General features: G+C 64.5%; 20 protein-coding genes. 13 read left to right on the forward strand and 7 right to left on the reverse strand.

Features of this window, described 5'->3' with window-relative positions; translation table 11 throughout:
* Window positions 1-4: 4 nt before the first annotated feature.
* The 4 genes from SZ64_RS01085 to SZ64_RS01100 are packed head-to-tail and all read right to left on the reverse strand — an operon-like array spanning window position 5 to window position 5,109.
* Window positions 5-2,536, reverse strand: a complete 2,532-nt coding sequence (locus SZ64_RS01085; RefSeq protein WP_054529141.1) for a CehA/McbA family metallohydrolase — start codon at window positions 2,534-2,536, stop codon at window positions 5-7.
* Window positions 2,533-3,669, reverse strand: a complete 1,137-nt coding sequence (locus SZ64_RS01090; RefSeq protein ID WP_054529142.1) for a P1 family peptidase — start codon at window positions 3,667-3,669, stop codon at window positions 2,533-2,535. Before SZ64_RS01090 ends, SZ64_RS01085 begins: the two co-directional genes overlap by 4 nt.
* Window positions 3,670-3,682: 13 nt before the next feature.
* Complete coding sequence (locus tag SZ64_RS01095; RefSeq protein ID WP_054529143.1) at window positions 3,683-4,168, reverse strand: GNAT family N-acetyltransferase; 486 nt, start codon at window positions 4,166-4,168, stop codon at window positions 3,683-3,685.
* Window positions 4,169-4,170: 2 nt separating this feature from the next.
* Window positions 4,171-5,109 carry a 3-keto-5-aminohexanoate cleavage protein gene (locus SZ64_RS01100; RefSeq protein WP_054529144.1) on the reverse strand — a complete coding sequence of 313 codons (939 nt, stop codon included), beginning with the start codon at window positions 5,107-5,109 and terminating at the stop codon, window positions 4,171-4,173.
* An 87-nt stretch (window positions 5,110-5,196) separates the two neighbouring features.
* On the opposite strand from SZ64_RS01100, the gene SZ64_RS01105 reads away from it, so the two are divergent.
* Genes SZ64_RS01105 through SZ64_RS01115 form a run of 3 tightly spaced genes read left to right on the forward strand, consistent with a single transcriptional unit; the run spans window position 5,197 to window position 8,587 of the window.
* Window positions 5,197-6,213: a LysR family transcriptional regulator gene (locus SZ64_RS01105; RefSeq protein ID WP_054529145.1), complete on the forward strand. Its 1,017-nt coding sequence runs from the start codon at window positions 5,197-5,199 to the stop codon at window positions 6,211-6,213.
* Window positions 6,210-7,556 (forward strand): aspartate aminotransferase family protein, encoded by a 1,347-nt coding sequence (locus SZ64_RS01110; protein WP_054529146.1) that lies wholly within the window; start codon window positions 6,210-6,212, stop codon window positions 7,554-7,556. The genes SZ64_RS01105 and SZ64_RS01110 overlap by 4 nt, the downstream gene beginning before the upstream one ends.
* Window positions 7,553-8,587, forward strand: a complete 1,035-nt coding sequence (locus SZ64_RS01115; protein WP_054529147.1) for a histone deacetylase family protein — start codon at window positions 7,553-7,555, stop codon at window positions 8,585-8,587. The genes SZ64_RS01110 and SZ64_RS01115 overlap by 4 nt, the downstream gene beginning before the upstream one ends.
* On the opposite strand, the gene SZ64_RS01120 is transcribed toward SZ64_RS01115, so the two are convergent.
* The gene (locus SZ64_RS01120) at window positions 8,576-8,998 is read right to left on the reverse strand and encodes an acyl-CoA thioesterase (RefSeq protein WP_054529148.1); all 423 of its coding nucleotides are present in this window, start codon (window positions 8,996-8,998) and stop codon (window positions 8,576-8,578) included. The genes SZ64_RS01115 and SZ64_RS01120 overlap by 12 nt on opposite strands.
* 112 nt (window positions 8,999-9,110) lie before the next feature.
* On the opposite strand from SZ64_RS01120, the gene SZ64_RS01125 reads away from it, so the two are divergent.
* The gene (locus tag SZ64_RS01125) at window positions 9,111-10,448 is read left to right on the forward strand and encodes an amino acid permease (RefSeq protein ID WP_054529149.1); all 1,338 of its coding nucleotides are present in this window, start codon (window positions 9,111-9,113) and stop codon (window positions 10,446-10,448) included.
* An 89-nt stretch (window positions 10,449-10,537) separates the two neighbouring features.
* Window positions 10,538-11,155 (forward strand): TetR family transcriptional regulator C-terminal domain-containing protein, encoded by a 618-nt coding sequence (locus SZ64_RS01130; RefSeq protein ID WP_054529150.1) that lies wholly within the window; start codon window positions 10,538-10,540, stop codon window positions 11,153-11,155.
* Between the two features lie 3 nt (window positions 11,156-11,158).
* On the opposite strand, the gene SZ64_RS01135 is transcribed toward SZ64_RS01130, so the two are convergent.
* Both SZ64_RS01135 and SZ64_RS01140 read right to left on the reverse strand, forming a co-directional pair.
* Window positions 11,159-13,159: a S9 family peptidase gene (locus SZ64_RS01135; RefSeq protein ID WP_082384379.1), complete on the reverse strand. Its 2,001-nt coding sequence runs from the start codon at window positions 13,157-13,159 to the stop codon at window positions 11,159-11,161.
* A 3-nt stretch (window positions 13,160-13,162) separates the two neighbouring features.
* Window positions 13,163-16,096 carry a TonB-dependent receptor gene (locus tag SZ64_RS01140; protein ID WP_054529151.1) on the reverse strand — a complete coding sequence of 978 codons (2,934 nt, stop codon included), beginning with the start codon at window positions 16,094-16,096 and terminating at the stop codon, window positions 13,163-13,165.
* A 268-nt stretch (window positions 16,097-16,364) separates the two neighbouring features.
* On the opposite strand from SZ64_RS01140, the gene SZ64_RS01145 reads away from it, so the two are divergent.
* The 8 genes from SZ64_RS01145 (at window position 16,365) to SZ64_RS01180 (ending at window position 25,708) form a co-directional block, all read left to right on the forward strand.
* Window positions 16,365-17,102, forward strand: a complete 738-nt coding sequence (locus tag SZ64_RS01145; RefSeq protein ID WP_054532022.1) for a response regulator transcription factor — start codon at window positions 16,365-16,367, stop codon at window positions 17,100-17,102.
* Window positions 17,099-18,451, forward strand: coding sequence for an ATP-binding protein (locus tag SZ64_RS01150; protein ID WP_241772954.1), 1,353 nt, complete (start codon window positions 17,099-17,101; stop codon window positions 18,449-18,451). The genes SZ64_RS01145 and SZ64_RS01150 overlap by 4 nt, the downstream gene beginning before the upstream one ends.
* Window positions 18,451-19,050, forward strand: coding sequence for a hypothetical protein (locus SZ64_RS01155; protein WP_054529152.1), 600 nt, complete (start codon window positions 18,451-18,453; stop codon window positions 19,048-19,050). Before SZ64_RS01150 ends, SZ64_RS01155 begins: the two co-directional genes overlap by 1 nt.
* Window positions 19,051-19,119: 69 nt before the next feature.
* On the forward strand, window positions 19,120-22,068 hold the full coding sequence (locus tag SZ64_RS01160; protein WP_054529153.1) for a CHAT domain-containing protein: 2,949 nt from the start codon (window positions 19,120-19,122) through the stop codon (window positions 22,066-22,068).
* Between the two features lie 189 nt (window positions 22,069-22,257).
* The gene (locus SZ64_RS18785) at window positions 22,258-23,334 is read left to right on the forward strand and encodes a hypothetical protein (protein ID WP_193391503.1); all 1,077 of its coding nucleotides are present in this window, start codon (window positions 22,258-22,260) and stop codon (window positions 23,332-23,334) included.
* 270 nt (window positions 23,335-23,604) lie between these two features.
* The gene (locus SZ64_RS01170; protein ID WP_241772955.1) at window positions 23,605-24,264 is read left to right on the forward strand and encodes a PepSY-associated TM helix domain-containing protein; all 660 of its coding nucleotides are present in this window, start codon (window positions 23,605-23,607) and stop codon (window positions 24,262-24,264) included.
* A gap of 5 nt (window positions 24,265-24,269) precedes the next feature.
* Window positions 24,270-24,779 (forward strand): DUF2271 domain-containing protein, encoded by a 510-nt coding sequence (locus SZ64_RS01175; protein ID WP_054529155.1) that lies wholly within the window; start codon window positions 24,270-24,272, stop codon window positions 24,777-24,779.
* Between the two features lie 14 nt (window positions 24,780-24,793).
* Window positions 24,794-25,708: a DUF4198 domain-containing protein gene (locus SZ64_RS01180; RefSeq protein WP_054529156.1), complete on the forward strand. Its 915-nt coding sequence runs from the start codon at window positions 24,794-24,796 to the stop codon at window positions 25,706-25,708.
* Window positions 25,709-25,720: the final 12 nt, after the last annotated feature.

Consider the following 25,720-nt stretch of genomic DNA (forward strand, 5'->3'; position numbering starts at 1 on the left):
TGCCTCAGCGCATCCCTTCGAACACCGCCCGTGCCCTGGCGATGTTGCCCATGACTTCGGCCCGTTCGGCATCGTCATTATACTCGCCGGCGCCGGCGGATTTTTCGATCAGGTCCAGCCAGTCGAGCATATAGCGCGCATCTTCCGGCGAGCGGGGCGGGGCGCCTTCCACCGTGACGTAAACCGGGGTGGTGGTGGCATAGGGATACATGTCCAGCACTTCGGGCCGGTCGTCCGAAGTCCATGCCCGCAGCAATACCCAGCCGCTCGTCGCGATCTTCAGCGAGCCGGAGCCGCTGGCGGCCCGCCCATCCGCGCCCGGTTTCAGCGTGGCGACGACCTTGCCGTTCTGCACCACTTCGACATGATCGACCCCCGCGATGGAGGCCATTTGCGCATCCCAGCGCAAGGTGCCGCCACCCTTGGGCAGGGCGATGCTGTCGCCCGGCAGTTTCCCGTCCAGAGTGAAGGCCAGCAGCGGGCCATTGGTGGCGAAGCTGTGCCCGGCGCGCAGCCCTTCGATCCAGGCATCGCGACGCCCGGCCGGGCTGGTGTCGCTTCCGGTTTTCGGCAGCACATAGGTGCGGGCAAGGCCCACAGGCCCATGGAGCGAGGCGTAATTGGCCATGGCATCCGTGCCGCCCGCCGCCGCGATGCGGAAGCCGAGATTGAGCAGGCGATACCAGATGTCTGAAGAGATGATCTGGTCCGAAAAGCCGACCGTCTCGTAATAATCCATCGCGCCCAGCGCCGCGCTGACCGGCACGGCGTGAGTGGAATAGGTGTTCGGCGCCGGCCCCGGATCGAAGGGGTGGACATAGCCCACCAGCGCGCCCTGTTCATGCGCCAGCCGGGCCACGGCGATATTGTCGGGATAGAGGCTGGCAAGGCCGGTATTCGCATAGGCGGAAAAGCCGGGCAGCAGCAGATGGTCCGAAAGGCCGATCACCCCCAGATGGCCCCAATAGCTGGTGTGATATTCTTGCGCCGGGACAAGCAAGGCGTCTGCGGTGGAGGCGGGATCGGGCTGGGGCGAGAAAGTGGCCACGTCGGGCACCCGTTCCTCTTTGTTGACGATGGTGTTGAACACCACGTCCAGATCTTCTGCCCGGGCCTGGGCGATCATCCGTTCCGGCGTATTCCGGTAATTCCCGCCATAATTCATATGGACGTGAACATCGCCGCTGACCCAGCCCTTCAGCGCGGGCAGGGCGATGGAAGTGAGGGGGACGGTCAGGCTGTTCTGTCTGGTGGCGGAGATAGTGACCTTGCGGTGCTCCACCCGGTTTTCCAGCCCGCGCCACACGGTCACTTCCGCCTCGCCCGCCGGCAGGACGAGCGTGCCGCTGCCAGCGAGGTGGAAATAATGTTCCTCTTCCGGGATGTCCTTGCGGTCGAATGTCTCGTTGGCGTGCATCCAGCTGCCTTCGGCGCCATAGGCCCGCCCGTCGCTGCCGATTACGGAGACCCGCGCGGGAACGGGTGAACCGTCCGGGCCGGTCACGGTCAGGTCCAGCGCGCCCATCGGCTGGAGGTAATCGGCGGCTTCGAAGGCGAGCGTGCGGGTCGCGCCGCCGGGCAGGTCCATCACGCGGATTTCGCCGTCGCCATGCTCGTTCGAGATGTAGGCCACGTGCCGCCCGTCGGGCGACCAGCGGGCGGAGGTGGCATCGAACTCCCCGAAGGTCAGCGGCAGGGGATCGCCCTTGCCGCCGGGCGTGGTGAGCCACAATTGGTGCCATTGCCGCCCAGCATAGGATGCCCAGACGATCCGCTTGCCGTCCTTCGCCCAGTCGGGCCTTGCGCGCCAGCTCGTCTCCTCCTCGCGCACCAGCACGGGATCGCCGCCCGCCACGGCGCGGCGCCAGAGCGAGCCGCTGCCGTAATAATCTTCCGGGTTGGTGAGGTAGAGCAGTTCCTTGCCGTCCGGCGACCAGGCGGGGCTAAGCTCATGATCGAAGGCGCTGTAGTAATAGCGGGAAATCCCGCTTTTGCGTTCGGGCGAGAACTGCACCGGCTCGAACGGGCCGGACATGCTGGCAGTGAAGATGCGGAAGCGCCGGGTCGCCTTGGTGGAAACGAAGGCGATCTTTGACCCATCGGGAGAGAAGCGCGGTTCGAGGTTCACGGCCCCGCCGCTGGTAAGCTGCTGCTGGACGCCGCTGGAAAGGTCCAGCGTCCACAGTTCGATCGCATCCTTGCGATAGCGGGCAAAGACGATGGTCCTGCCATCGGGCGACCAGTCCGGCTGATAGTCATAGCCCGGCCCGGCAGTGATCTGTTCGGCAATGCCGCTGCCCGCTTCCTGCCGCCACAGGCTGCCGCCCATGGAATAGACGAGTTCCTTCCCGTCGGGCGACCATGCGAGCGAGCTTGGCCCCATGGTCAGCTGCGGCACATACATTTCGCGCCAATAGTAATTATGCGGCACGTCCACCTGCTTCAGCACCGCCTCGCGCTGGGCTGTGGCCGGAGTGGGCAGAGCGAGCAGCAGAAATGCCCCGGCAAGTGCGGGGGCGAAGTTCAGGCGGCTCATCGCGTCGCTCCCGCCAGGCGGTTGTGGCGCTGCAGGATCGCGCGAAGCTGCGCATGGTCCAGCGCCGGCACGAAATGGCCGTCTACCCCAGTCATGTCGCGCCCGGCGGCCAGTGCATTGACGATTGCCTCGTCCGTTGCCTGCACCGTGGCTTCGAACAGGGCGTCCATCCGGTCATTGGCGAGGAAGGCGGCCGGGGGCGGGCTGGCGGTGCCCGCTTCGGGATTGGCGGTGGAGAAGGCGATGAAGATGTCACCCGATCCATTGCCCGAAATCGCGCCGGAGCGGGCAAGGCCAAGGCTCGACCGGCGGGCAAGGCGCTTCAGCTGGTGGGGCAGCAGCGGGGCATCGGTGGCGACCACTATGATGATCGATCCGGTTTCCTCGTTCCACACGCGCGGGGTGGTCAGTTCCCTGCCCACCGGCACGCCGGAGACCGTCAACTGATCGCGCAGCCCGTGATTGGCCTGCACCAGCACGCCCACGGTATAGCCGCCATCCTGCGCGGTCAGCACGCGGGAAGAGGTGCCGGTGCCGCATTTAAGCTCATAGCAGATCATGCCGGTGCCACCGCCGACATTGCCTTCCGCCACCGGGCCGCCCCTGGCGCTTTCCAGTGCCTGAAACGCGTGTTCCGGCTTCACATGGAAGCCGTTGATGTCGTTCAGATGGCCGTCCCACGTCTCGCCGACCACGGGCAGGGACCACCAATAGCCGCTTGCATCCGCGCCGCCTTGCGCCACGCGCCACTGGATCGTGGCATCGCGCACCGTGCCCACGCTGTGGGTGTTGGTTATCATCACCGGCCCTTCGAGAAAGCCGGATTCCTCCACCCACGTCGTGCCGGTCAGCTCGCCATTGCCGTTCAGGGAGAACCAGCCCGCGAAGGAAGGCTTCGAAAGGGTTTCCGGCCCGCGCGGCAGGATCGCGGTCACGCCGGTGCGGGCCGCATGGGCGCCTTCGCCCTCGACGATGGTGGAAAAGCCCACGGTCACGCCGGCCACGTCGGTGATGGCGTTCAGCGCACCGGGCGTCCCGTCGAAGGGAATGCCCAGATCGCGCCCGCGCGGGGCCTCGGCCATGGCGGCGCCTGCCCAGCAGAGCGCGGCACAGGAAAGCAGCAGGCGCAGCATGGTCAGTTCCTTCCTATTCCCGGATGAAGGCGGCGAAATCCTTGCCTTCCAGCACGAAGAGGCGCTCCTCGTCGGAAGGAGCGAAGCCCGCCTTGAGATAGAAGTGCTGGGCCGCGATATTATCCGCACTGGCGGACAGGCGCAGATATGTGCCCTCCATCTCTTCGCAGCGCTGCGCCACCTCGCTCAGCAGCGCCCGCGCCACACCCGCGCCGCGCGCGCTTTCGATCACGTAGAGATCCTGCACATAGATGCCGGGCCTGCCGCGCCAGCTGGAATATTCGGGGAAGAACAGCAGCAGGCCCACATCGACGCCGCTCTGCGATGCGATCAGTGCTTCGAACAGGCGGGAAGGGCCGAAACCGAAGCGTTCGATATTGGCGACGCTGCCCTTGATCCCGCCGGGCTTGCCGATGCTGGCGGCCAGTTCTTCCAGCATCAGTTGCACGATGGGCGCTTCGGCGCGGCTGGCGGTGCGGATGGCGATGGGCGTGTCCATGGTCAGAAAGCTACCGCTTCGCGCCCTTTCAGCGCCAGCATTTCGCGCGCATCGTCAGGCGTGGCGATGGCAAGGCCGAGCTGTTCCAGTATCGTGCGGATCGCCGCCACCTGATCCGCATTGCTGGTGGCCAGCGATCCGTCCGGCATGATCAGGCTGTCTTCCAGTCCCACGCGCACATGGCCGCCCATGATCGCGCCCACCGTGGCGATGGGCAATTGCCGCGCCCCCGCGCCCAGCACGGAAAAACGATAGGCATCGCCCAGCAACTGATCCGCCCGGTTCTTGAGGTGGACGAGGTTCTCCACCGTCGCCCCCGCGCCGCCCAGCACGCCCAGCACGAACTGGACATAGATCGGCGCCTTTATCCGGCCCTGCCGGAAGTAATAGGCCAAGGTCTCCACATGGCCGATGTCATAGCATTCGAACTCGAAGTGGGCGCCGCGCTTCTCGCCCAGTTCCTCAAGGATCGTCTCGATATCGGCAAAGCTGTTCTTGAAGATGGTGCTGCGCGTCTTCGCCAGCAGCTCCGGCTCCCAATTGTGCTTCCATTCCGAATAGCGATCCAGCAGCGGGAAAGTGCCGAAATTCATCGATCCCATGTTGAGCGAACACATTTCCGGCTCGGCGGCGAGGGCGGGGGCGAGGCGCGTTTCCAGCGACATGACCGAACTGCCCCCGGTGGAGATGTTCACCACCGCATCGCTGCGCGCCTTTATCTCTTTCAGGAACGGCTCGAAATGGGCCGGGTCCGCGCTGGGAAAGCCACTTTGCGGATCGCGCGCATGCAGGTGGATGATCGCCGCCCCGGCCTCTGCCGCCGCCACGGAAGCATCCGCGATCTGCTGCGGGGTGAGCGGCAGATGCTCGCTCATGGTCGGGGTGTGGATCGATCCCGTCACCGCGCAGGTGATGATGACCTTGCGGGCTTCGCGCGCCATGCCTGCTCCCTTGCCATTGTGGCCGATATTATGCCATTCTTCGTTCTGATGGTGATTCCGTCAATCATAGTTTGAATGAATGGTGTCATGACCGGGGTCGACAGCGATATTGCCTTGAAGCTGGACTGGAATCTGGTCCGCACCTTCCTCGTCATCGTGGAGGAGGGCAGCATTACCGGTGCCGCGATCCGGCTCGATCTCAAGCAGCCCAGCGTCAGCAATGCCCTGCGGCGGCTGGAAGAAACCTTGGGCCACCGGCTGATCGAACGCGGCCCGCGCAATTTTGCCGTCACGCCGCAGGGGCAGGTGCTCTATGCCGAAGCGCGCGACATGTTCGGCGCGATCGAGCGCCTGCCCGGCCTGCTGGCCGATGTTTCGGGCGAAGTATCGGGCACGGTGGCGCTGGCCATGGCGACCCATGTGGTCAGCCCGCTGGTGGACGGCACGCTGGCGGAATTCCAGCGCAGCCATCCTTCGGCCAGCGTTTCGATCCATGTCCGCTCCAGCAGGCAGGTGGTGGAAGATGTGCGGGCACGCCGTGCGCCGCTGGGCATCTGCCTTGCCGGGCGGCATTACGCCGACATTACCTACACGCACCTCTATACCGAACATTTCGGCTTCTTCTGCGGGCCGGGCCATCCGCTGTTCGGGCGCAAGGGTCTGAAGCTGGAAGATCTTGCCGGGGAACGCAGCGTTTCCTTCGATACGGACCAGATTGACGATGTGCTCAGCCCCGTTGCGGTGCTGCGCGCGCGGGCCAGTTTTTCCGGGCCGCCGGTGGGCGTGTCCAACAATCTGGAGGAAGTGCGGCGGATGGTGATCGCGGGGCTGGGCATCGGCCCGCTGCCGATCCACGTGGTGGCGCGCGATTGCGCGGACGGCCTGCTGTGGCGCCTGCCGCCCTATGACGATCCGCCCGCAGTGGACGTCTCGGTCGTGCGGCTGAAGGGCAACCGGCTGAGCCGGGCGGAGGCCGCCTTCTGCGCCATCCTTGACCGGCGGATTGCCGAAACCCCGCTCGACAGCCGCACCTATGGCCTCGACCGCCATTTCTCCCGGTCCGCCAACCCCAGGACCGTGCCGCCCAGGATCGTACCCCTATGAACCAAAGCAAATCCCATCTGTTCTATCAGTCCCGTCTGCGCCGCCCGATGCTGGCAAGGGCGGATGGGGTCTATCTGTGGGATATTCACGGCAATCGCTGGCTGGATGGATCGTCAGGCGCGATGGTGTCCAATATCGGCCATTCCAACCCGCGCGTGTTGGAAGCGATGAAGGCACAGATGGACAAGGCGACCTTCGGCTATCGCCTCCATTTCGAAAATGCCCCAGCAGAAGATCTGGCGGCGAGGATCGCGCAGATGAGCCCGGGCGATCTCAACCGGGTATTCTTCGTTTCGGGCGGGTCCGAAGCGGTGGAAAGCGCGGTGAAGCTGGCCCGTGCCTATAAGCTGGCGATTGGAGAGGGTTCGCGCTGGCAGGTGATCTCCCGCATGCCCAGCTATCACGGCTGCACCCTGGGGGCGCTCGCCCTGTCCGGCTATGGCCCGCTGACTGAACCCTTTGCCCCGATGATGCGGGAAATGCCCAAGATCCCCGCGCCGCGCTGCTATCTCGACCGGGATAACCTGACCGACGAACAGCGCGGCATCCGCTATGCCGAGATGCTGCGCGACCGGATCGAGGAACTGGGGCCGGAAACGGTCCTCGCCTTCGTGATGGAACCGGTGGGCGGGGCGACCACGGGCGCGCTGGTGGCGCCCGACAGCTATTATCGCCGCATTCGCGAAATCTGCGACGAATATGGCGTGCTGCTGATCTACGATGAAGTGATGACCGGGGCAGGGCGCACCGGCAGCTTCCTTGCCTGCGAACACTGGGGCATCGTTCCCGATATCGTGGCCATCGCCAAGGGCTTCGGCGCGGGTTACGCCCCGCTTGGCGCCGCCATCGCGCCTGACCGGCTGATCGAGCCGGTTCTGGATGCAGGCGGCTTTGCCCATGGTTTCACTTATGCCGGGAACCCGCTGGCCTGCGCCGCCGGGCTGGCCGTGCTGGACGAGATCGAGCGGCTGGACCTGATGACCAATACCCAGGCCATGGGCGATCTGCTCAAGGCCCGGCTGGAAGGGCTGATGGCCCGCTATCCCTTCATCGGGGACGTGCGCGGCAAGGGCCTGCTGCTGGCCTTCGAACTGGTGGCGGATCGCGAGACGATGGCCCCCCTGCCGCCCGAGACCAATGCCTATCTGCGGCTGGTGGAACTGGCTTACGAGAGGGGCCTGATCCTCTATTCCCGCCGGACGCGCGAAGGGATCGAGGGCGATCATTTCCTCGTCTGCCCGCCGATGATCGTCACGGCGGCTCAAGTGGACGAGATCATGATGAAACTGGTCGCCAGCCTCGATGCCCTGGCGGTGGAACTCGATCTGGACATGGCGGCGTGAAAGCCTTCCTCGCCGAGGCGCGGCAGGCGGAACATTATCCGCAGCATTTCCTCGTCAACGGAGTGATGCAGCCCAATCCGGAAACGCCCGAACGGATCGCGGCGCTGAAGGCGGGGGCGCTCAGGGCCGGATGCGAAATGGTGGCGCCGCGCGAATTCGGGATGGAGGCCATCGGTGCCGTCCACACGCCCGCCTATCTCGCCTTCCTCGAACGGGCTTGGGAGCGCTGGCAGCACATCCCCGATGCGGCAGGGGCGGTGACGCCCAACATCCACCCGCCGCACCGCCATGCGGGCTATCCCGCATCGCTGGTGGCGCAGGCGGGGTTCCACATGGCCGATGCGTCCTGCCCCATCGCAGGCGGTACCTGGCAAAGCGCCCTGTGGAGCGCGTGGAGCGCGTTGAGTGCCGCTGAGGCCCTTCTGGGTGGCGTTCAGTCTGCCTACGCTTTGTGCAGGCCGCCGGGCCATCATGCGGGCACCGATCTGGCGGGGGGCTTCTGTTATCTCAACAATTCCGCCATTGCTGCCCGATATTTGCAGGCGCGCTGGCCGAAGATCGCGATCCTCGATGTCGATCTGCATCACGGCAACGGCACGCAGGACATTTTCTGGACCGACCCCACTGTCTTCACTGCCTCGATCCATTGCGATCCCCGCAGATTCTACCCGTTTTTCTGGGGTTACGCGGAAGAAGAAGGGGAAGGGCCGGGCAAGGGTTTCAACCTCAATTTGCCGCTGCCGCGCGGTTCGGGCGATGCGGAATTCCTCGCCGCGCTCGATACGGCCCTGGCCCGCATCGAACACTTCGCGCCCGATGCGCTGGTGGTGGCCCTTGGCCTTGATGCGTTTGAAGGCGACCCCTTTGGCGGGCTGGGGGTGACGACAGGCGGCTATGGCCGGATCGGCGCTGAGATTGCCCGCCGCCTGCCGGTGCCGACCCTGTTGGTGCAGGAAGGCGGCTATCTCTGCCCCGAGTTGGGCGATAATCTCACGGCCTTCCTGGGCGGGTCTTCCGGTTCAGGCGGCTGAATGATCCAGCATCGCCTCGATCCGCGCGCGCATTTCCCCCTCGATGGGGGAGGCCCGCCGCGCGGCGAGGTCGAAGCGTACGAGGGACGAGGTCATGCTGGCCACAAGATCCCCGCTGCCGCGCCGCTGCATCCGGTATTCGACCGTGACCGAACTGGTGCCCAGCCGCACCGGGCGGCCGGTGATCTCGTACAGATCGCCCGCGCGCATTTCGGCATGATATTCGTAAACCTGCTTCACATCCGCCCAGCCAAGCCCGCCATCGGGCGCGACAGGCGGCTCGCCGGTCATGGCCCAGAGCAGCTGATAGCTCGCATCGTCGAACACGGCGGCATAGCGGCGGACGGTGAAATGGCCCATCACGTCACAGTCCCACGGCTGCACTACACCGAAGGCGAGCAATTCGCTCATCGCCGGGCCATCCGGCAGGCAGCAAGGGGGTAAGCGGCATGCATGTGCGGAACAGTCCTTCCCGTGGCACTGAGGCGCAGACTGCCCGCAAGCCGGGCGGAGCGCAATCGCGATGAATTCCGCAGCGACGGGAGCGGCCGGAACAGGCAGCGAGCGCAAGCTGGGCCGCTGGATGGCGGTTTCGCTGGTGATCGGCAATATGATCGGATCGGGCGCTTTTCTGCTGCCCGCGACGCTAGCCCCTCTGGGGTGGAGCTCGATCGGCGGCTGGCTGCTGACCATTGCGGGCGGGGTGTGTCTTGCGGCGGTGTTCTGCTGGCTGGTGCGGGCCATGCCGCGCGATGGCGGGCCATATGTCTACACGCGCGAGGCTTTCGGGCCCCTGGTCGGCTTTACTGTCACGTGGAGCTACTGGATATCGCTGTGGATCGGCAATGCTGCCATCGCCACGGCGTCGGTCAGCTATCTGGGGGCTTTCTTCCCGGTGTTCAACGGAACCAGCGGGGCCGCGCCACTGGCGGCCTGTGCGGTGACCTGGGCGCTGACCCTGCTCAACATCCGGGGCGTGCGTTCTGCCGGGCGGTTCCAACTGGTCACCACGCTGATCAAGCTGGTGCCGCTCACGTTGGTGGTGGTGCTGGCCGCATGGGCACTGGGCGCGGGCAAGGCGAGCCTGCCGCCGCTGCATGACGGCGAGATTACTCCCGGCGCGGTGACGGCAGCTGCAACGCTGACCCTGTGGGCGCTGCTGGGCCTTGAATCCGCGACCGTTCCGGCAGGCAAGATCGAAGATCCGGAACGCACCGTGCCTTTTGCCACCATGGTCGGCACGGCGGGTACCGGGCTGGTCTACCTCCTCACCAGTTCGGCCATCATCCTGCTGATGCCGAGGGATGTGATCGCGGGTTCCGGCGCGCCCTTCAGCGACTTCGTGGCGCATTACTGGGCGGCGGGGCCGGCGCTGGCTGTGGCGGGGTTCGCCGCGATCAGCTGTGTCGGCGCGCTCAATGGCTGGATTCTGGTTCAGGCGGAACTACCCTATGCCATGGCCCGCAACGGGGCCTTTCCCGAATGGTTCGGCAAGGAAACGCGGCACGGCACGCCGGGGCGGGCGCTGGTGGTTTCCAGCCTGTTGATGACCATCGTGATCCTGCTGAATTACCAGCGGTCCGCCGCCGAGATATTCCAGTTCCTGATCCTGCTTTCCACCGCGACCACCTTGTTCATGTATCTGGCCTGCATGCTTGCGGCGCTGCGCCTTTCGGGCAAGGGGCGGTTGGCCCGGTCTACACTGCTGCCCACAGTGGCGGTGATCGCGGCGGCCTATTCGCTCTGGACGATCTATGGCGCGGGGGGAGAGGCAGTGGGCTGGGGCTTGTTGCTGCTGGCGGCGGCGATTCCGGCCTATTACGCGATGAAGCTGGCAAAGGGGCGTGACACCGTGGATTGACGGGGCGCCGCCCTTGCTGGCCACGGGCGGCAGGGTTTATGCGCGAAGGCGTCGCCCCGGTTGCGGCACTTTCGGCAAGGCGAAGATCCATGAACCCGGCCCCGAGCAAGCCCCGCGCGCCGCGCCAGGATGCGGAGGATCGCCGCAAGGAATTGCTGGCGGCGACCGTTTCCTGCCTTGCCCGGCTCGGTTCGCGCGCCACAACCGGGCGCGAAATCTGCCGCGAGGCGGGCGTGTCCCACGGGCTGCTGCGGCATTATTTCGCCAACCCGGAAGACCTGCTGCTGGAGACCTATCGGGATCTGTGCGACCGGTTCCTGCGCCGGTTCGAGGAAGTGGTGGTCAACCAGCCTTCCGACGATCCGATCGAGGGGATCGACCGGTTCTTTGCCGTCCTGTTTTCGGAAGAATGGTCGACTTCGGAAATCCTCGGCGCGTGGACAGCCTTCTGGTCGCTGGGGCGCAGCAGGCCGGAATTTGCCGCCGTCTATGAGTCCTTCAACCGCGAATACCGGCAATTGCTGGATGTCGCGCTGGCCCGGCTGCCCGCCAGCGCGGAAGGCATTGCCCGCAGCGATGCGGTGGAAATCCTCTCCGCAGTGATGGACGGGCTGTGGCTGGACCTGTGCCTTGCGCCCAGCGGCCGTTCTCGCGAGCGGGCGCTGGCGCTGTGCAGCCTGACCCTGCGACGCATTGCACCGCGGTGAGCCTCAGGGCGCGGTTGCCGCGCCTTTCAGCCAGCGATCGTACCAGTCGATGTCGCTGCGCATGCGGTGGATCAGATAGCTCGGCACGGTCAGCCCGTGGTTCTCGCCCGGATAGACGATCAGCCCGGTGGGCACGCCGTGCGATTTCAGCGCCAGATACATCTGTTGCGCTCCCGCGCAGGGCACATTGTCGTCCGCTTCGGCACATTGGAACAGGGTGGGGGCTGTGATGCGGCCGGATTCAAGGAAGGGGTAGGCCAGCTTCGTCCAGGTTTCGAAATTCTCCCACGGGGCGCCCAGTTCCAGCATATATTCGCGCGCATACATATCGACGCCGAAGGTCGCGAGCACATTGGCGACCCCCGCGCCCGAGACGCCTGCCTTGATCCGCTTGTCGCTGGCGATCATGTAATCGGTCAGGATGCCGCCATATGACCAGCCGCCAATGCCGATCCGGTCAGGGTCGGCAATGCCCTGGTCGATGGCATAGGTGATCCCGGCGCTGATGTCCTGCACGTCCAGATTGCCCCAGTCGGCATAGATCGCGCGGGAGAAGTCGAACCCCCGGCCGGATGACCCGCGCGGGTTGATTTTCAGCACGACATAGCCGGCCGCATTGAACAGCCGGGCATCAATGTCGAATTCATGGCTGTGCTGATAGACCGGCCCGCCATGCAGATCGACGATCAGCGGATATTTCCGCGCCGGATTGTAATCGGCGGGCAGGGTCATGAAGCCGTGGATTTCAACGTCGCCACTGGTGAAGGAAACATCGCGCGTGGCGCCCAGCGCGCGGGTTTCCAGCCAGCGATTATGGTGTGTCAGGGCGCGTTCCGAGCCGTCCAGCGCGACCAGTTCAGCCGGGCTTTCGGTGGTCGTGTCGAGCAGGGCGATATTGCCATTGGGCGCAATGGCGAAATCATAGCCCAGCCGCGCGCCCTTGGTCAGATAATCGACCTTGCCGCTTTGCGGATCGATCCGGGCAAGCCAGGTGTCGCGATCCTGCTCGATCAGGGAGACGAGCGAACCGTCCGGCGCCCAGCGGGGGAAATAGAACCAACGGTCGATCCATGCCGGGTGAGTGACTTCGCCGGTGGTCACATCGCCCACGGCAAGCTGGACCGATCCGTAATATATCCACTTGTCTTCGCCACCCTGCAACCAGACGAGCTTCTTCGAATCCGGCGACCATGACGGGCCGGAACCCCAATCGGGATCGTTGTCGGCCCCGACGAAATTGCTGATCTTGCGCGGCTCGCCGCCTTCAGGGGCGATGACATAGATCTCGTAATTCAGGTTCCGGTCGTCGGCATGATCCTTGGCCACATAGGCGATCAGCTTGCCATCGGGCGACCATGCCGGATGCCAGTGATCGCGCGCACCGGACGTGATCGGCACAGCCTTGCCGCTGGCCAGATCGACCGTGAAAAGCTGCTGCGTGCGGTCATCCAGATAGCCGCGCCCGTCATATTTGAAGAAGAAGCGGTCGACTTCGATGGGCGGCGGAATGTCGGACTTGTCCCCCACGTGGCGGCCCTGTTCGGCCACTGCCACGGCGCGCTTGCCGTCGGGCGACAGGGAATAGTCGCTGATCCCGCCGGGGATCGCCGTGATGCGCCGTGCCTTGCCGCCCTTTGTCGGCATGGACCACAATTGCACATCGCCTTCCCCGTCGGGGCCATCGGCATCGCTCAGGAAGAACAGGGTCTTGCCGTCCGCCGCATAGTGCGGTTGCCACTCGCTTGCCTCGGGCGTGCGGGTCAGTTGCCGGGGCTGGGCGCCCTTCCAGGGCACTTCCCACAAATCGCTGGTTTCCTCGTCCCGGTCCTTGTCCGCCAGCGAGACGGAATAGGCGATCCGGCTGCTGTCCGGGGAGAAGTCGGGGCCGGAAACGCTGGCGAGGTTGAAGTAATCCTCCAGCGTAACCGGTGCAGTCTGCGCCGCCGCACCCGCGGCCTGAAGGGCGAGAAGCAGGCCCCCGCCCAGTACCCAGAGCTTACCCATCGCCTAGAACACCGGGCCGAGCGAAACGGTCACGCCTGCATAGACGAAGCGGCCCATGCCGGAGATCGGATAATAGCTATAGGCAAAGTCCGGCCTGCTATCGAAGATGTTCTGCATGCCCGCATAAAGGTCCACCTTGTCGGCGATGTTGTAGCTGATCTGGAAATCATGCTCCCACTTCGCCTTGATCTTGAAATAGCTGGGATCGGCATAATCCGGGTCACCCGCCAGATCTTCCGCCGTGAAACGGTCGGTCGAGCTGAACCAGTTGATCCCGTAATTGATGGTGACTGGCTCCATTTCCCAGGTGAGGTCGAAGGTGGCCGAATATTCGGGGGCGAACATCTCCCCCTTGTCGGAATTCACATCCGCGCCGGGGCTGGAGATGAATTCCAGCCGGTCGAGGTAATTGCCCACCAGCGTGACGTTGAATGTGCCCAGCCTGGCCGTCGGCAGGCGATAGCCCATCGTCAGGTCCAGACCGGCGGTGCGGAACTGGGCGACATTGGCCGGCATCACGGAAAAGCCCATGATGTAGCCCGTATCGGGATCACGCTCGATCCCCGGACAGAACTGGTTGTCCAGCGTCGGCTGGTCGACGCACAGGCGGGCCAGATCCTGCGCTTCGGGCGTGTTGATCGCATCCTCGATCTTGATGTCGTACCAGTCGGCCGAGAAGCTGAAGCCGGGGATGAAGCTGGGCCGCAGGACCACGCCTGCCGTCCATGTCTTGGCGGTTTCTTCCTGCAGGTCGGGATTTCCACTCGCCAGTCCTTCGGTATAGACACTGGCCACTTCGGGGGCGTTGGAGGGCTGGAACGTGGTGGGGTCGATCCCCATGGATGACAGCAAAGAGGCGCAATTGGCTTCGCGATAGCTGGTGCCGTTATTGGTTTCCTGCGTGTCGCACGGATCGACAATGAAATTATAGGCCGTGCTGGGCGCGCCGAACAATTCGCCGATATTGGGCGCGCGCACTGCCTGCGAATAGGTGGCGCGGAAGGAGATGTCGGGGATCGGGGCATAGACGCCGTCGACCTTCCACGTGGTGGTGCCGCCAACCGTGCTGTAATCGGAATAGCGCGCTGCGGCCCCCAGTGAGAGCAGATAGGCACCCGGCACGTTCTTGAGGATCGGCAGGTTGATTTCGCCGAACAGTTCCTTGACGTCGTAGCTGCCGCTGGAAGGCTGGACGGCGCCCTGCCAGGTGAGGCCCGCCGCGATCATGGCATCGGGATCGAAGCGGCTGCTTTCCTTGCGATATTCCGCGCCCAGCGCGAAGCCGACCGGTCCTCCGGGAAGTTCGAACAGGCCGGTAGTGTCGCCCGAGATCGAGCCGGAGACGACATGCTGGGTGACCTTGGACTTGCTGAGGCTGTCCGTCGTGACGAAGGCGATGGCGGCCGGATCCTGATCATATTCGCCGAAGATGTTGTAGGGCACGCAGCCCGCCATTTCGGGCGGCGCATCGGGGTCGAGGCTCACGCGGCACACCGGATCGCCGGTGATCGGATCTTCGACCACGTCGATGGCGGCCTGCCATTGCGCTTCCAGCCGGTTGCCGCGTGACAGGACGCGGCTCTTGGTCTGGCCATAGACATAGGAGATTTCGTAATTCAGGTGGTCGCTGATCGCGCCCTTGGCACCCACCACACTGCGCCATGTCTCGCGAGTGACCTGCTCGGTATTGATGCCCAGATCGTAATTGTCGCGCGTCACCAGCACGCCGTCGGGGCTGGGTTCGCCGAACCACCATTCCGCCGCCGCGCCGGGAATGATCGCATCGCGGATGGATTGCGGCATGAAGGGGTTTTCAGCCGTCTGGAACAGGTAGAAGTCGAAAGTCGGCTGCGAGAGGGTTTCGCTGCGCGAACGGACATATTTCCCCTCGGCGAACAGCGTCAGGGCATCGCTGAATTCGTAATGGGCAAGGGCGTTCACAAGGTGGCGCTCGATGCCGGGGAACAGATCGCCCTGATAGCCATCGACCGGAGTGCTCGACCCGCCCTGCGCGTAGCCGCCGGATTCATCGAGCACGAGGCCGCGATCGTAGAGCTTGCCGTTGCCTTCGTAATCGGCGGCATAATCGAAATCGACGTCCACCGCGCCCATGGTGGCGCTGTCGGCGTAACGCACGTCATTGTAATAGATCAGGTCCGGAATGTTCGGATCGTCGGGGATGTCCGCCTGATTGCGGTAAAGCGCGCCGGCCACGGGATTGCGCAGCCAGGGCCGCGCCTGATCGGAAACCCGCTCGTCATTGCTGTATTCATAGGCGATGGCGAAATTGCCGCGCCCTTCGGAAAAGTTCTGACCGAAAGTGACCGCGCCGAACAGATTGTCGCCATCACCATATTTTGATGTGCCGGCCTGAAAGCGGGCGGTGATGCCGTCGAAATCGTGCTTCAGGCGGAAATTGACCACGCCGGACACGCCGTCCGCGCCGTAAATGGCCGATGCGCCGCCGGTGAGGACGTCCACGGCCTCGATCAGGTCGGTCGGGATCGCGTTGATGTCCACTGCCGCAGAGCCGGAGACGGCCGCGACATGGCGCCGCCCGTCGACCAGCACCAGCGTGCGATCCGTGCCGAGATTGCGCAGGTTCAACAGGTCCAGCCCGGATTCGCCGAAATCGGGGAAGGAACCGGCGGTCTGGGCGCCGGTGATGGAATTCACCAGTGCGGGGCTTTGCACCAGAAAGTCCGCGATGTTGGTATAGCCCGATTCCTGGATCGCCTCGGCCGAGACCGTCACCACAGGGTTCGCGAAATCCAGCTCGCTGCGCGCCACACGGGTGCCGGTGACGACGATTGCATTGCCTTCGTCCAGAGCTTCTGCGGCAGGGTCCGGGGCCGGATCGGCATCTTGCGCGAAGGCGGGATGGGCAAGGCAGGCGCTGGCTAACAGTGCCGCGCGGAACAGGGCAGATTTCGTCATATTTCCCCCTTGAGGCTGCGCGCCGGGACTCCGAATGCCTGACATTGCAGCTAACTTTTGGGAGCATGTGGTTGCATAGGATATTAGTCAACTGTCCAAAGCTTCCGGTGCGGCAAATGCAAAGGGTTAGGGCGCCGATCGCCAGCCGGATGGGCAAGAATCCTGCTTTGCCGCGAACTTAACTGCATTTGTAACCAATTCTCCCATCTTGGCGGTTGCGAAGCTGCGGGAAACCGGCAAGTTCGGAATCAGTGCGAAAGCTGGAACGATGAACGAAAGCGGGATTGTCAGGACGGGGCCGGGCGGGCCGGACGGTGTGCGCAGGGGCCTAACCATCCTGTATGTGGAGGACGATCCCCGCGCCGCGGCGGAAGTGATCGAGCTCGCGCGCGAAAATGGCGATACGGTGATCTGGGAAAGCAGCGGCCATGGCGGCCTGTTACGCGCCGGCAGGGATGGGTTCGACGTGATCGTGCTCGACCGGATGCTGCCAGATCTCGATGGCCTGGCGATCCTTGCCCGCCTGCGCGAAAGCGGGGTCGGTACGCCGGTGTTGATGCTGTCCGCCCTTGGCCGCACGAGCGACCGGGCCGAAGGGCTGGACGCCGGGGCGGACGATTATCTGGCCAAGCCGTTCGAGGCGGAAGAATTGCTAGCCAGGCTGCGCGCGCTGCATCGTCGTGCCTCCGGGCGGGAACATAGCGCGGTGATCATCTATGGCGCGTTTGAATGCCATGTGAAGGCCCGCACAGTGTTCCGTCAGAACCGCCATGTGCCGCTCAGCCCCAAGGAATTCGAACTGTTCCGCTATTTCATCGAGAATGCGGGCGAAGTGCTGACCCGGCAGATGCTGCTGCGCGACATCTGGCGCATGTCCTTCGATCCGCAGACCAATGTGGTGGACGTCAATATCGGCCGCCTGCGCCGCAAGCTGGAAGATGGGTTCGACACTCCAGCGCTGGAGACGATCTATGGCTCCGGCTATCGCCTGCTGGACGGAAATTGACCGCCATTTCCGCCCACAGGTCGATCTTCTCACGCCTCGTGCTGTGGGCCATCGCGGTATCCACCGTGGTGGTGCTGCTACTGTGGCTGATGACCTATGCCTCGATCGAGCGATCCACCGTCGCGGCGCAGAAGCGGGCTGTGGACGTCGATCTCGCTGGCCTTGTCGACATCTACGCCAGCGGAGGGGAGCAGGAACTGGCCCGGCGGATCAACGATCGCCTCGCCTTCGTGCCGGGAGACGGCAATAGGCCGCATTACCTGCTCGTCCGCGCAGGCGGGGCACATATAGCTGGCGATCTTCAAAGCTGGCCGGCGTTGAACGCGCGCCTTTCCGAACGCGGTGAAGTCGCCTTGCCGGGTGGGCGCAGTGCCATTGCGCGGGCAACCCAGCTCGACGAGGATTTGCGCCTGCTGGTCGCGCGGGAGCGGGGGGACGATGCCAGCCTGCTCCATGCGGTGACGCTGGTATTCCTGGGCGGCGGTGCCGCACTGATCGCAGCGGTGGGCCTGCTGGGCCGATATGCCGCGCGGCGCCTTGCGCGCCGGATCGGGCGGATCAACGCCGCCTTTCGCGAACCCAATGTGCAATTGCTGGATACACTGACCGTGTGGCCCGGCGATGCGGACGAGATCGGCGAACTGGCCAGCCGCAGTGCGGCGGCACTGGCGCGATTGCGGCGACTGGTGGATGCCCACCGCGAAATGTCGGACCAGATTGCGCATGAAATCCGCACCCCGCTGATGCATCTCGACAATCGTATCCTGAAGGTGTTGCGTACCGAACCGAACGAGATGGTTGCCATCGGCTTGGTCGAAGCGCGGGCCGATATTCGCCGCATTGTCGATATGCTGGAATCCCTGCTGGACATCGCCACGAGCGAGGCACGCCGGGGCGAGACTCTGGGCCTGCGCGAAGTGGACCTGAGCGAAATGGTCCAGCGGCTGGGCGAGCTTTATTCCGATAGTGCGGAGGAATCGGGCCATCGCTTCGAATGCGAAGTGGAACAGGGCGTGACGATCAGGGGCGAGGAAAGCCAGTTGACCCGGCTGGTGACCAACCTGCTGGACAATGCCTTCAAATATGTACCGGCGGGCAGCGCCGTCCGCCTCAGCCTGCGGGCAGGCCCGGTGCTGACCGTCAGCGACGATGGGCCGGGCATTCCGGCGGAAGAGCGGGAACTGATCTTCCAGCGGTTCCGCCGGGGCGCGGGCCAGCGGCCCGAACGTCAGGGCAGCGGCCTTGGGCTGGCACTTGCCAGAGCGATTGCGGAGCGGCACGGGCTTACGATAAAGCTGGCCGATGCAGGCGTGGGCGCCTGTTTCGTGATCCGCAGGGAGAAGGCGTGATGGACCTGTCCGGCCGCGAACGTTGCTGTTCGGGCGCGCTTGCGTTGCTGGCGGCGCTTGTCTTGCCGGCTTGTGCCACCGCCCCTGCAGAGCAGACGGTGCGCAGCGGCGGGTTGAACCTTGCTGATCCGGTTGAACAGGCCGCACTCGCCCTTGCGGAAGCGGACGAGGCCGCTTCCGCAGGCGAGATGAAGCGTCTTGCAACTGCTGTTCACGCCATCGAAGCATCCGGTGCACAGCCCTTGGCGGATGAGCCGGAAAATCCCGTTCCCGGCTGGCGCAGCCTTGCGGGTATTTCCCGCCCGCCTTTGCGGGGCAGCCCCTTGGGGCCGGGTTTCCGCAGGGGGCAGCTCAAGCCGGGCGAGACGGTGAGCATCGAGCAATTGTTCCTTTCGGGCGAGCAGGCCCGCGTCGTGCTTTCGGCGCCCGCTCGCGCCCCGCTGGCACTGCAAGTGCGCGATGCCCGGTCTGCCGGTGTGTGCGAGCGCGAGGGGACGCCCAACCAGTGCCAGTGGGTGCCGATCTTTACCCAGCGCTATTCGATCGTAATATCCAACCGGGGGCAGGGGCCTGCGCGCTATTACCTCGTGGTGAAATAGGGGCGGGGCAGACCCTGCGGAATATTTTGCGGCCGGCCTGTCCGGTGAGCTTGGGGGCAAGTTTCCGAAATGCAGATTGACCGAAAGACCGGGTGCCGCCGCGCGCCGCTTGCGATTTTATCCGCCCTGTTGCTGGCAACGGTGGCCATGCCCGGCGCGGCACTGGCCGAAACCGGCGCGCAAACGGCACTTCCGGCAAAGACGCAGGCTCTGGTGAAGGAAATCGACGCATGGGGCGAGGCGGACCCCAGCCGCGATCCGGCCGGCGATCTGGTGAAGCTGGCGGAGCTGCAGAAGCGGGTGGATGCCGATGGCAAGGTGCCCCCTACCACGCTCGGTAATCTCGCCTCCGCTGTCGGCGCGGCATATTTCTACTCCCAGAGGTATAACGAGGCGGCCGATTATTACGGCAAGGCTGCTGTCCAGTTCGAACTGGGTGGGGCGCCGCCAGAGGACATGGCCGGGCTTTACAGCAATCAGGCAACGATCCTTGCGTCCATCGGGCGCTATGCCGAGGCGGAGCAGGGCCATCTCAAGGCGCTGGCGATCCGCAAGCAGATGGAAGGCGAACGCGGACCGATGGTTGCCTCTTCGCTCTTCGGTCTGGGCTATGTCTATTACCGTCAGGGGCTGGTGGAGAAGGCGCTTCCCTTCCTGCGGGATTCGGTCGCGATGCAGGAGGAATTCCTGGAGCCGGGCAATCCGCTGACCGTGACGCGGATGACGTCGCTCGCATCGGTGCTGGGCCGTTCGGGCCGCGAGGCGGAAGGGCTGGACTGGGCGCGCAAGGCCGAAACTCTGGGGCGCGAATATCTGGGTGACCAGCACCAGACCTACGCCATCGCACTGAACAATCTGGGCAATGCCCTGATCGAGAACGGGCTGTATCAGGAAGCCATTCCGGTCCTGCGCGAAGCCTTGCGCGTGCGCCAGTTGAGCGTGGGTGAAGATGCTGCCGGTACGGCAATCACCATGCGCAATCTTGCCACGGCCCTGGTCGAAACCGGCAGCCGGGAAGAGGCAGAACAACTTACGCGCAGTGCACTTCAGGTTTACGAAGCGTCGGGCGATATCGATGTCAATTATGCGTTGGCCTATCTCCATGCCGAGCTGGCGAATTTCTCCGCCGAGCGCGAGGATTGGGAAAGCTATACGCCCGAAGCCGAAAAGGCGATGGCGACTGCGGACGAGATGCTCGCCCCCGACAATTATGAGCGGGCGCAGATCCATATCTACCATGCCAAGCAGTTGCGAAGGCAGGGGAGAATTGTCGAGGCACTGGCTGTAGCCGAACAATGGGTGCCGGTGATGCAGGCGGCGCTTATCCCGACGCACAAGGACAGGATCTGGGCGGAAATGCTGCTCGCCCGCCTGCGGCAGGAAGCCGGAACCGGCGATGCATGGGGGCAGGCCGATGCCGCCATCGGGAAGCTGAAGGAAAAGCTGGCCGATCTCACCGTGACCGACCGCAGTCTGGCGCGCGAAGCGGAAACCAACCGTGCCTCTGCCATACTCTATTTCGAAATGGCGGCAGCCGCACAGGATTCCGAACGAATTTTCGGGGCGATGCAGCTGGCGGAGATTTCGGAACTTTCACTGGGCCAGCAGTTCGCGGACGATAATCGCAACACGGCGGACAGCGCCGCGATGCAGGCGCGCGAGCACCTGTTCGATCTGACGCGAGCCGTGGAAGAAACCCGCAGCCGCTATACCGCCTCGATTGATGCGGGCGATGGCGAGGCGACGGCTGCGCTGAACAATGAGCTGACCCGGCTGGAGGGAGAAAAACGGCAGGCGGAAGAAGCGTTGCGGCGCGACTTTCCCGAATATACGGCGCGGTTCCGCCCACAGCCGATCAGCCTCGATCAGCTTCGCTCGACCCTGGGCGAGAAAGACCGGCTGATCGCCTCGCTTGAAACCGTCGATGGCGAGGACAAGACCTGGATCGTTTCCATCACCTCCAGCGGGCTGCAATGGCACCAGGCCGATCCGCAGACCATTACGGACGATGTGGCCGCCATCCGCCAGGCGGTGAACAATGCCGCGCTCGACGAGGACGGGTTTGCCTTTGCCGAGGCGAATTCCCTTTACCGTGCCGTTTTCCCCGATGGCGTGAAGTCGGGATCGCGCATCCTCTATTACGGCGGCGGCGAGCTGGCCTATGTGCCCTTCTCGCTGATGCTGACGTCCGAATATTCGGGCAGCCTGCGCAAGGCCCCGTGGCTGCTGCGCAAGGCTTCGTTCCAGGTGGTCGGTAATCTGAGCCTGTTCGGCAGGAATCCGGGCCGCGAGGCTGGGCCGCGCGAACTGGCCTTTGCCGGCATCGGCGGGGCCGAACTGCCTTCGGGCCAGCCTGCCGAAGACGCTGCCCAAGGCGTTGCGCTGGCGGGCCTGTTCCGTTCGGGCAGGCCGGCGCTCAACTCGATCGCGGAGCTTCCGCCCCTGCCGAACGCGGCGGGCGAATTGCAGGCGATTGCCGATGCGCTGCCGGGCACGGACGATATTCTGCTGCTCGGCCCCGATGCGGCGGAAGAGAGCTTCAAGGCCCGCGATCTCAGCAAGGCCGATGTGATCGTGTTCGCCACGCACGGGCTGGTCGCCGGCGAAGTGCGCGATTTGTGGGAACCGGCCCTGCTGCTGGGCACATCATCGCCCGATGCGGGCGAAGACGGGCTGCTGGGGGCAAGCGAGATCGCCCGGCTGAAGCTCAACGCCGATTGGGTGATCCTGTCTGCCTGCAACACGGCCAGCGGGGATCGGGCTGGCGCTCCGCTCTATTCCGGGCTGGCGACGGCCTTCTCGCAGGCGGGTGCCCGCTCGCTGATGCTGTCGCACTGGCGCCTGCGCGATGATGCGGCCGCGCGCCTCAGCGTGGGCACGGTCAGGCAGGCGGCAGGCGGTGCGGACCGGGCGGAAGCCCTGCGGCAGGCGCAGCTCTCGCTGATCGGCGACAGGAAGGTGGAAGGCGCGGCTCACCCGGCGACCTGGGCAGGCTTCATCATCGTCCAGAACTGGTAAGCGGGGGCGGCCGAGCCCACACTCCGGAAGCGAGCAATTGCCGCTTCCGGATATATGCATCCATGCGTCTTGTGCGCAAAAATGACAAATATTGTCAGTTAAATAACGCGGTCCGTAGGGGGATGGACAGCCGCGGTGTGCGGCAGGCAAGCGGGTTTTCAGAGACCCCGATCTGCCTGGAGCGACACCGTGAAATACACCAAACTGGCATCTGCCGCTTCCGTCGTGGCCCTGTCCCTGGCACTGGTTGCCTGCGGCAATGGCGGCGTGAATTCCACGCCCAACCCGACACCCACGAGTTCGCCCACGCCGACGCCTTCGGGCAGCCCGACGCCTACTCCGTCGGGAACGCCGACCCCGACGCCTTCCGGCACGCCCACCCCCACTCCTGGGCCGACGCCTACGCCTACCCCCGGTCCCGGTACTGGCGGGGAATCTCCGGCTGCCAAACTGGGTTTCACCTCGAATACTACCTTCGAGGCGGCAACCTCCTTCTTCGCGACCCGTCCGCCCTCGACGATCTATGGCGATCAGGATGCGGAGCCGTTCGGCCAGGGCACCAAGATCGCCTTCAACGCCGGGGCAGACAGCTACACCCTGACGCGCAGCGACAATGTGAAGGTCACTGTGACACCGGCTGACATTGACACGGACGGTGTGCTGACCGGCGAAGGTGGCCTCTACGGCAGCAGCCAGGGCACGGTCTATGTCGTCAAGGATGGCGACATCACTCACACCGTCGCCATGGTCGGCCCCGGCACTTATGACGACATCACGCTGAGCTACATGGCCATCTCGCTCTGGAACATCCAGAACAGCAGCGGAACGCTGCCGACCAACGAAGTGCAGTGGCAGATCTGGGGCAAGCAGACCGAGACCCTGCCGACGGGGTCTGCCACCTACACGCTTGATGGCGGGGTCGGAGCCAATGGTTTCGCTCCGAATGAAGGGATCATCGGCGCGGCCTATGACTTCCTCAACGGCAACTCGACCGGTTCGCTTAACGTCAATTTCGGTAGCGGCGACATCGACGTGCTGCTGCATCTGATCGGCTATGACTATGTCGCTTCCGCGAGCAAGGATTTTGGCAACTTCCTTGGCAATGGCGCGATCACCAGCGGTGCAGCCTATGGCGGTACATTCGACAAGGGCGGCGAATTCTACGGCGCCTTCTTCGGCCCGAATGCCGAGGAAACCGGCTTCAGCTTCTACATCGACACCGCCAATCTGATGGCGACCGGTATCGCAGTCGGCACGAAGGACTGACGCCAGCCAGACAAGCTCCTTAACGGGGGGAAGGGTGTCCGGTCCGACCTAGCCGGGCACCCTTCTTTATTCTGCGAAGGCGGCCGAAGGGCCGCCTTTTTTTTGCGCGAGCCCTGCCTCGTTCGCCTGCGTGATACCTTTTGTGACTGAAGACCGGAAGCCTTTGCCGATCAACTGGTGTATCGGGGAGAACGATCCTTCCAGGCACTAAAGCACCTCACCGGCAGGATTATTCTTGCGAGTGATTTGCGATAGCGATAGGCGAGGGCCGTGACCCGCAGTGATTCCGATTCTTCCGGCCAGTTGCTTGCCGCCAGCCGCAGCCGTGGCTTTTGGCTGCGTCAGGTGCATCGCTGGCACTGGATCAGTTCCGGCCTTTGCCTTGCCGGCATGTTGCTTTTCGCCATCACGGGCATCACCCTCAACCATGCGGGCGATATTGCGGGCGATCCTGTAACGCGCGAGCAGACTGCCACTCTGGACGCAGCTCCGCTGGATGCCTTGCAGCGCCCGGTGGAAGAGGGCGCCAAGCAGCCCTTGCCGCCTAGTGCGCGCAATTGGCTGGAGCAGAAATTCGAGATATCGCTGGCGGACGCCACGGCAGAGTGGTCCGAATATGAAGTGTTCGTACCTATGCCGCGCCCCGGCGGGGATGCCACGCTGACGATTGACCGCGAGACGGGCGAGGCCCGCTACGAAACAGTTGATCATGGCTGGGTTTCCTATTTCAACGATCTGCACAAGGGCCGCCACACCGGCACGGCATGGTCGTGGTTCATCGACATATTCGCGGTCGCCTGCCTGGTTTTCTCCATCACCGGGCTTGTGCTGCTGCAGCTTCATGCGCGGACCCGCCCGTCCACCTGGCCGGTGGTTGGCTTCGGCCTGCTGCTTCCGCTGATCCTCATGCTCCTTTTCGTACACAGGTGAGAGACATGTCCCCCATTGCCTATCGCGTACTGTTCACCGGCGCTGCTGCCGCAGGCCTGACGGCCCCCGCCATGGCCGGAACGGTCGAGATGACCGTCACCATTCCGCAATTGAAGGTGGCTGAATATCACCGCCCCTATGTCGCCATCTGGCTGGAACAGGTTGGTCAGCCCAATATCCGCACGCTGGCGGTGTGGTACGATTACGACAATCGCGAGAATGCCGGCACCAAGTGGCTGCGCGATCTGCGGACATGGTGGCGAAAGGGCGGCCGTAACTCGGCCAAGCCCGCAGATTCAGTGACCGGCGCCACTCGCGCACCGGGCGCGCAGAAGGTCCGCTTCGATGTCGGCAACCTCAAGCCCGGCAATTACGCGCTGGTTGTCGAAGCCTCCCGCGAGGAAGGCGGGCGCGAACAGGTCACTCTGCCGTTCACCTGGAATGGCAAGAGCGCAACCGCATCGGCCAATGGCCGGACCGAACTGGGTGCCGTCAAGGCCACCATCAAGCCCTGAACCGGAGAAGATCCATGAACCGCAAGATTCTTCTGGCCGCAGCCGCCATTCTCGTCGCCGCGCCGCTTCAGGCGCATAATGCCTGGATCAAGCCTTCCACCACTACCGTGGCGGGCGAGGATGGCTGGGTGACGTTCGACGTTGCCGCATCCACCGATGTCTACAATGCCGATCACCGCCCGATGGGCCTGAACATGATCAAGGCGATCGCGCCCGACGGCAGCGAAGCCAAGATCGAAAACGGTTCGACCGGCCAGTTGCGCAGCACGTTCGACCTGCATCTGACCCAGCAGGGCACGTGGCAGATCGGCACGGAAAGCGTCAGCGTGAGCGGCAGCTACAAGCTGGGCGATCAGGAATATCGCGTGGGCGGCCGTGGTGGCCCGCCTCCGGGTGCACAGGGCGGCCCGGGTGGCGCCGGTGCTCCCGGTGCGGCCCCCGGCGGTCAGGGTGGCCCCGGTGGACCGGGCGGCCCCGGTGGCGCGGTGATGGTGCCTGCCAGTGCGGACTTCACGCCGCCTGAAGGCGCGACCGACATCAAGCTGAACGCAACCAGCAACCGCAATTTCGTGTTCGTGACCCTGGGCATGCCCAGTGATCTGCGCCTGTCGGGCACCGGTCTTGAAATGGAGCCGGTAACCCATCCGGCCGACCTGATCGCGGGTGAGCCTGCCACCTTCCGCTTCCTGGTGGACGGCAAGCCGGCTGCGGGCATTGAAGTGGAGGCAACGCCGGATGGCCGCCGCTTCCGTGACGATCAGGGCACGATCACTGCGACGACCGACGCCAAGGGCGAAGCCTCGCTCGATTGGCCGGCTGCCGGGCTTTATTGGGTCCACGCATCGTTCAGCGATGATACTTCGCCGCGTCCGGGCATCACCGGCCGCCGCTTCCAGTACACCGCCAATGTGGAGGTGATGGCGCCCTGATCCACAGGGTGC

The organism is Erythrobacter sp. SG61-1L (assembly GCF_001305965.1).
Taxonomy (GTDB): domain Bacteria; phylum Pseudomonadota; class Alphaproteobacteria; order Sphingomonadales; family Sphingomonadaceae; genus Andeanibacterium.

What these genes read in the sequence shown, in the direction of transcription:
- SZ64_RS01120 (WP_054529148.1), bottom strand. Translation starts at nt 8,998, where the DNA reads ATGAGCGAATTGCTCGCCTTCGGTGTAGTGCAGCCGTGGGACTGTGAC.
- SZ64_RS01125 (WP_054529149.1), top strand. Translation starts at nt 9,111, where the DNA reads ATGAATTCCGCAGCGACGGGAGCGGCCGGAACAGGCAGCGAGCGCAAG.
- SZ64_RS01175 (WP_054529155.1), top strand. Translation starts at nt 24,270, where the DNA reads ATGTCCCCCATTGCCTATCGCGTACTGTTCACCGGCGCTGCTGCCGCA.
- SZ64_RS01145 (WP_054532022.1), top strand. Translation starts at nt 16,365, where the DNA reads ATGAACGAAAGCGGGATTGTCAGGACGGGGCCGGGCGGGCCGGACGGT.
- SZ64_RS01155 (WP_054529152.1), top strand. Translation starts at nt 18,451, where the DNA reads ATGGACCTGTCCGGCCGCGAACGTTGCTGTTCGGGCGCGCTTGCGTTG.
- SZ64_RS01140 (WP_054529151.1), bottom strand. Translation starts at nt 16,096, where the DNA reads ATGACGAAATCTGCCCTGTTCCGCGCGGCACTGTTAGCCAGCGCCTGC.
- SZ64_RS01180 (WP_054529156.1), top strand. Translation starts at nt 24,794, where the DNA reads ATGAACCGCAAGATTCTTCTGGCCGCAGCCGCCATTCTCGTCGCCGCG.
- SZ64_RS01095 (WP_054529143.1), bottom strand. Translation starts at nt 4,168, where the DNA reads ATGGACACGCCCATCGCCATCCGCACCGCCAGCCGCGCCGAAGCGCCC.
- SZ64_RS01105 (WP_054529145.1), top strand. Translation starts at nt 5,197, where the DNA reads ATGACCGGGGTCGACAGCGATATTGCCTTGAAGCTGGACTGGAATCTG.
- SZ64_RS01100 (WP_054529144.1), bottom strand. Translation starts at nt 5,109, where the DNA reads ATGGCGCGCGAAGCCCGCAAGGTCATCATCACCTGCGCGGTGACGGGA.
- SZ64_RS01135 (WP_082384379.1), bottom strand. Translation starts at nt 13,159, where the DNA reads ATGGGTAAGCTCTGGGTACTGGGCGGGGGCCTGCTTCTCGCCCTTCAG.
- SZ64_RS01110 (WP_054529146.1), top strand. Translation starts at nt 6,210, where the DNA reads ATGAACCAAAGCAAATCCCATCTGTTCTATCAGTCCCGTCTGCGCCGC.
- SZ64_RS01160 (WP_054529153.1), top strand. Translation starts at nt 19,120, where the DNA reads ATGCAGATTGACCGAAAGACCGGGTGCCGCCGCGCGCCGCTTGCGATT.
- SZ64_RS01085 (WP_054529141.1), bottom strand. Translation starts at nt 2,536, where the DNA reads ATGAGCCGCCTGAACTTCGCCCCCGCACTTGCCGGGGCATTTCTGCTG.
- SZ64_RS01130 (WP_054529150.1), top strand. Translation starts at nt 10,538, where the DNA reads ATGAACCCGGCCCCGAGCAAGCCCCGCGCGCCGCGCCAGGATGCGGAG.
- SZ64_RS01090 (WP_054529142.1), bottom strand. Translation starts at nt 3,669, where the DNA reads ATGCTGCGCCTGCTGCTTTCCTGTGCCGCGCTCTGCTGGGCAGGCGCC.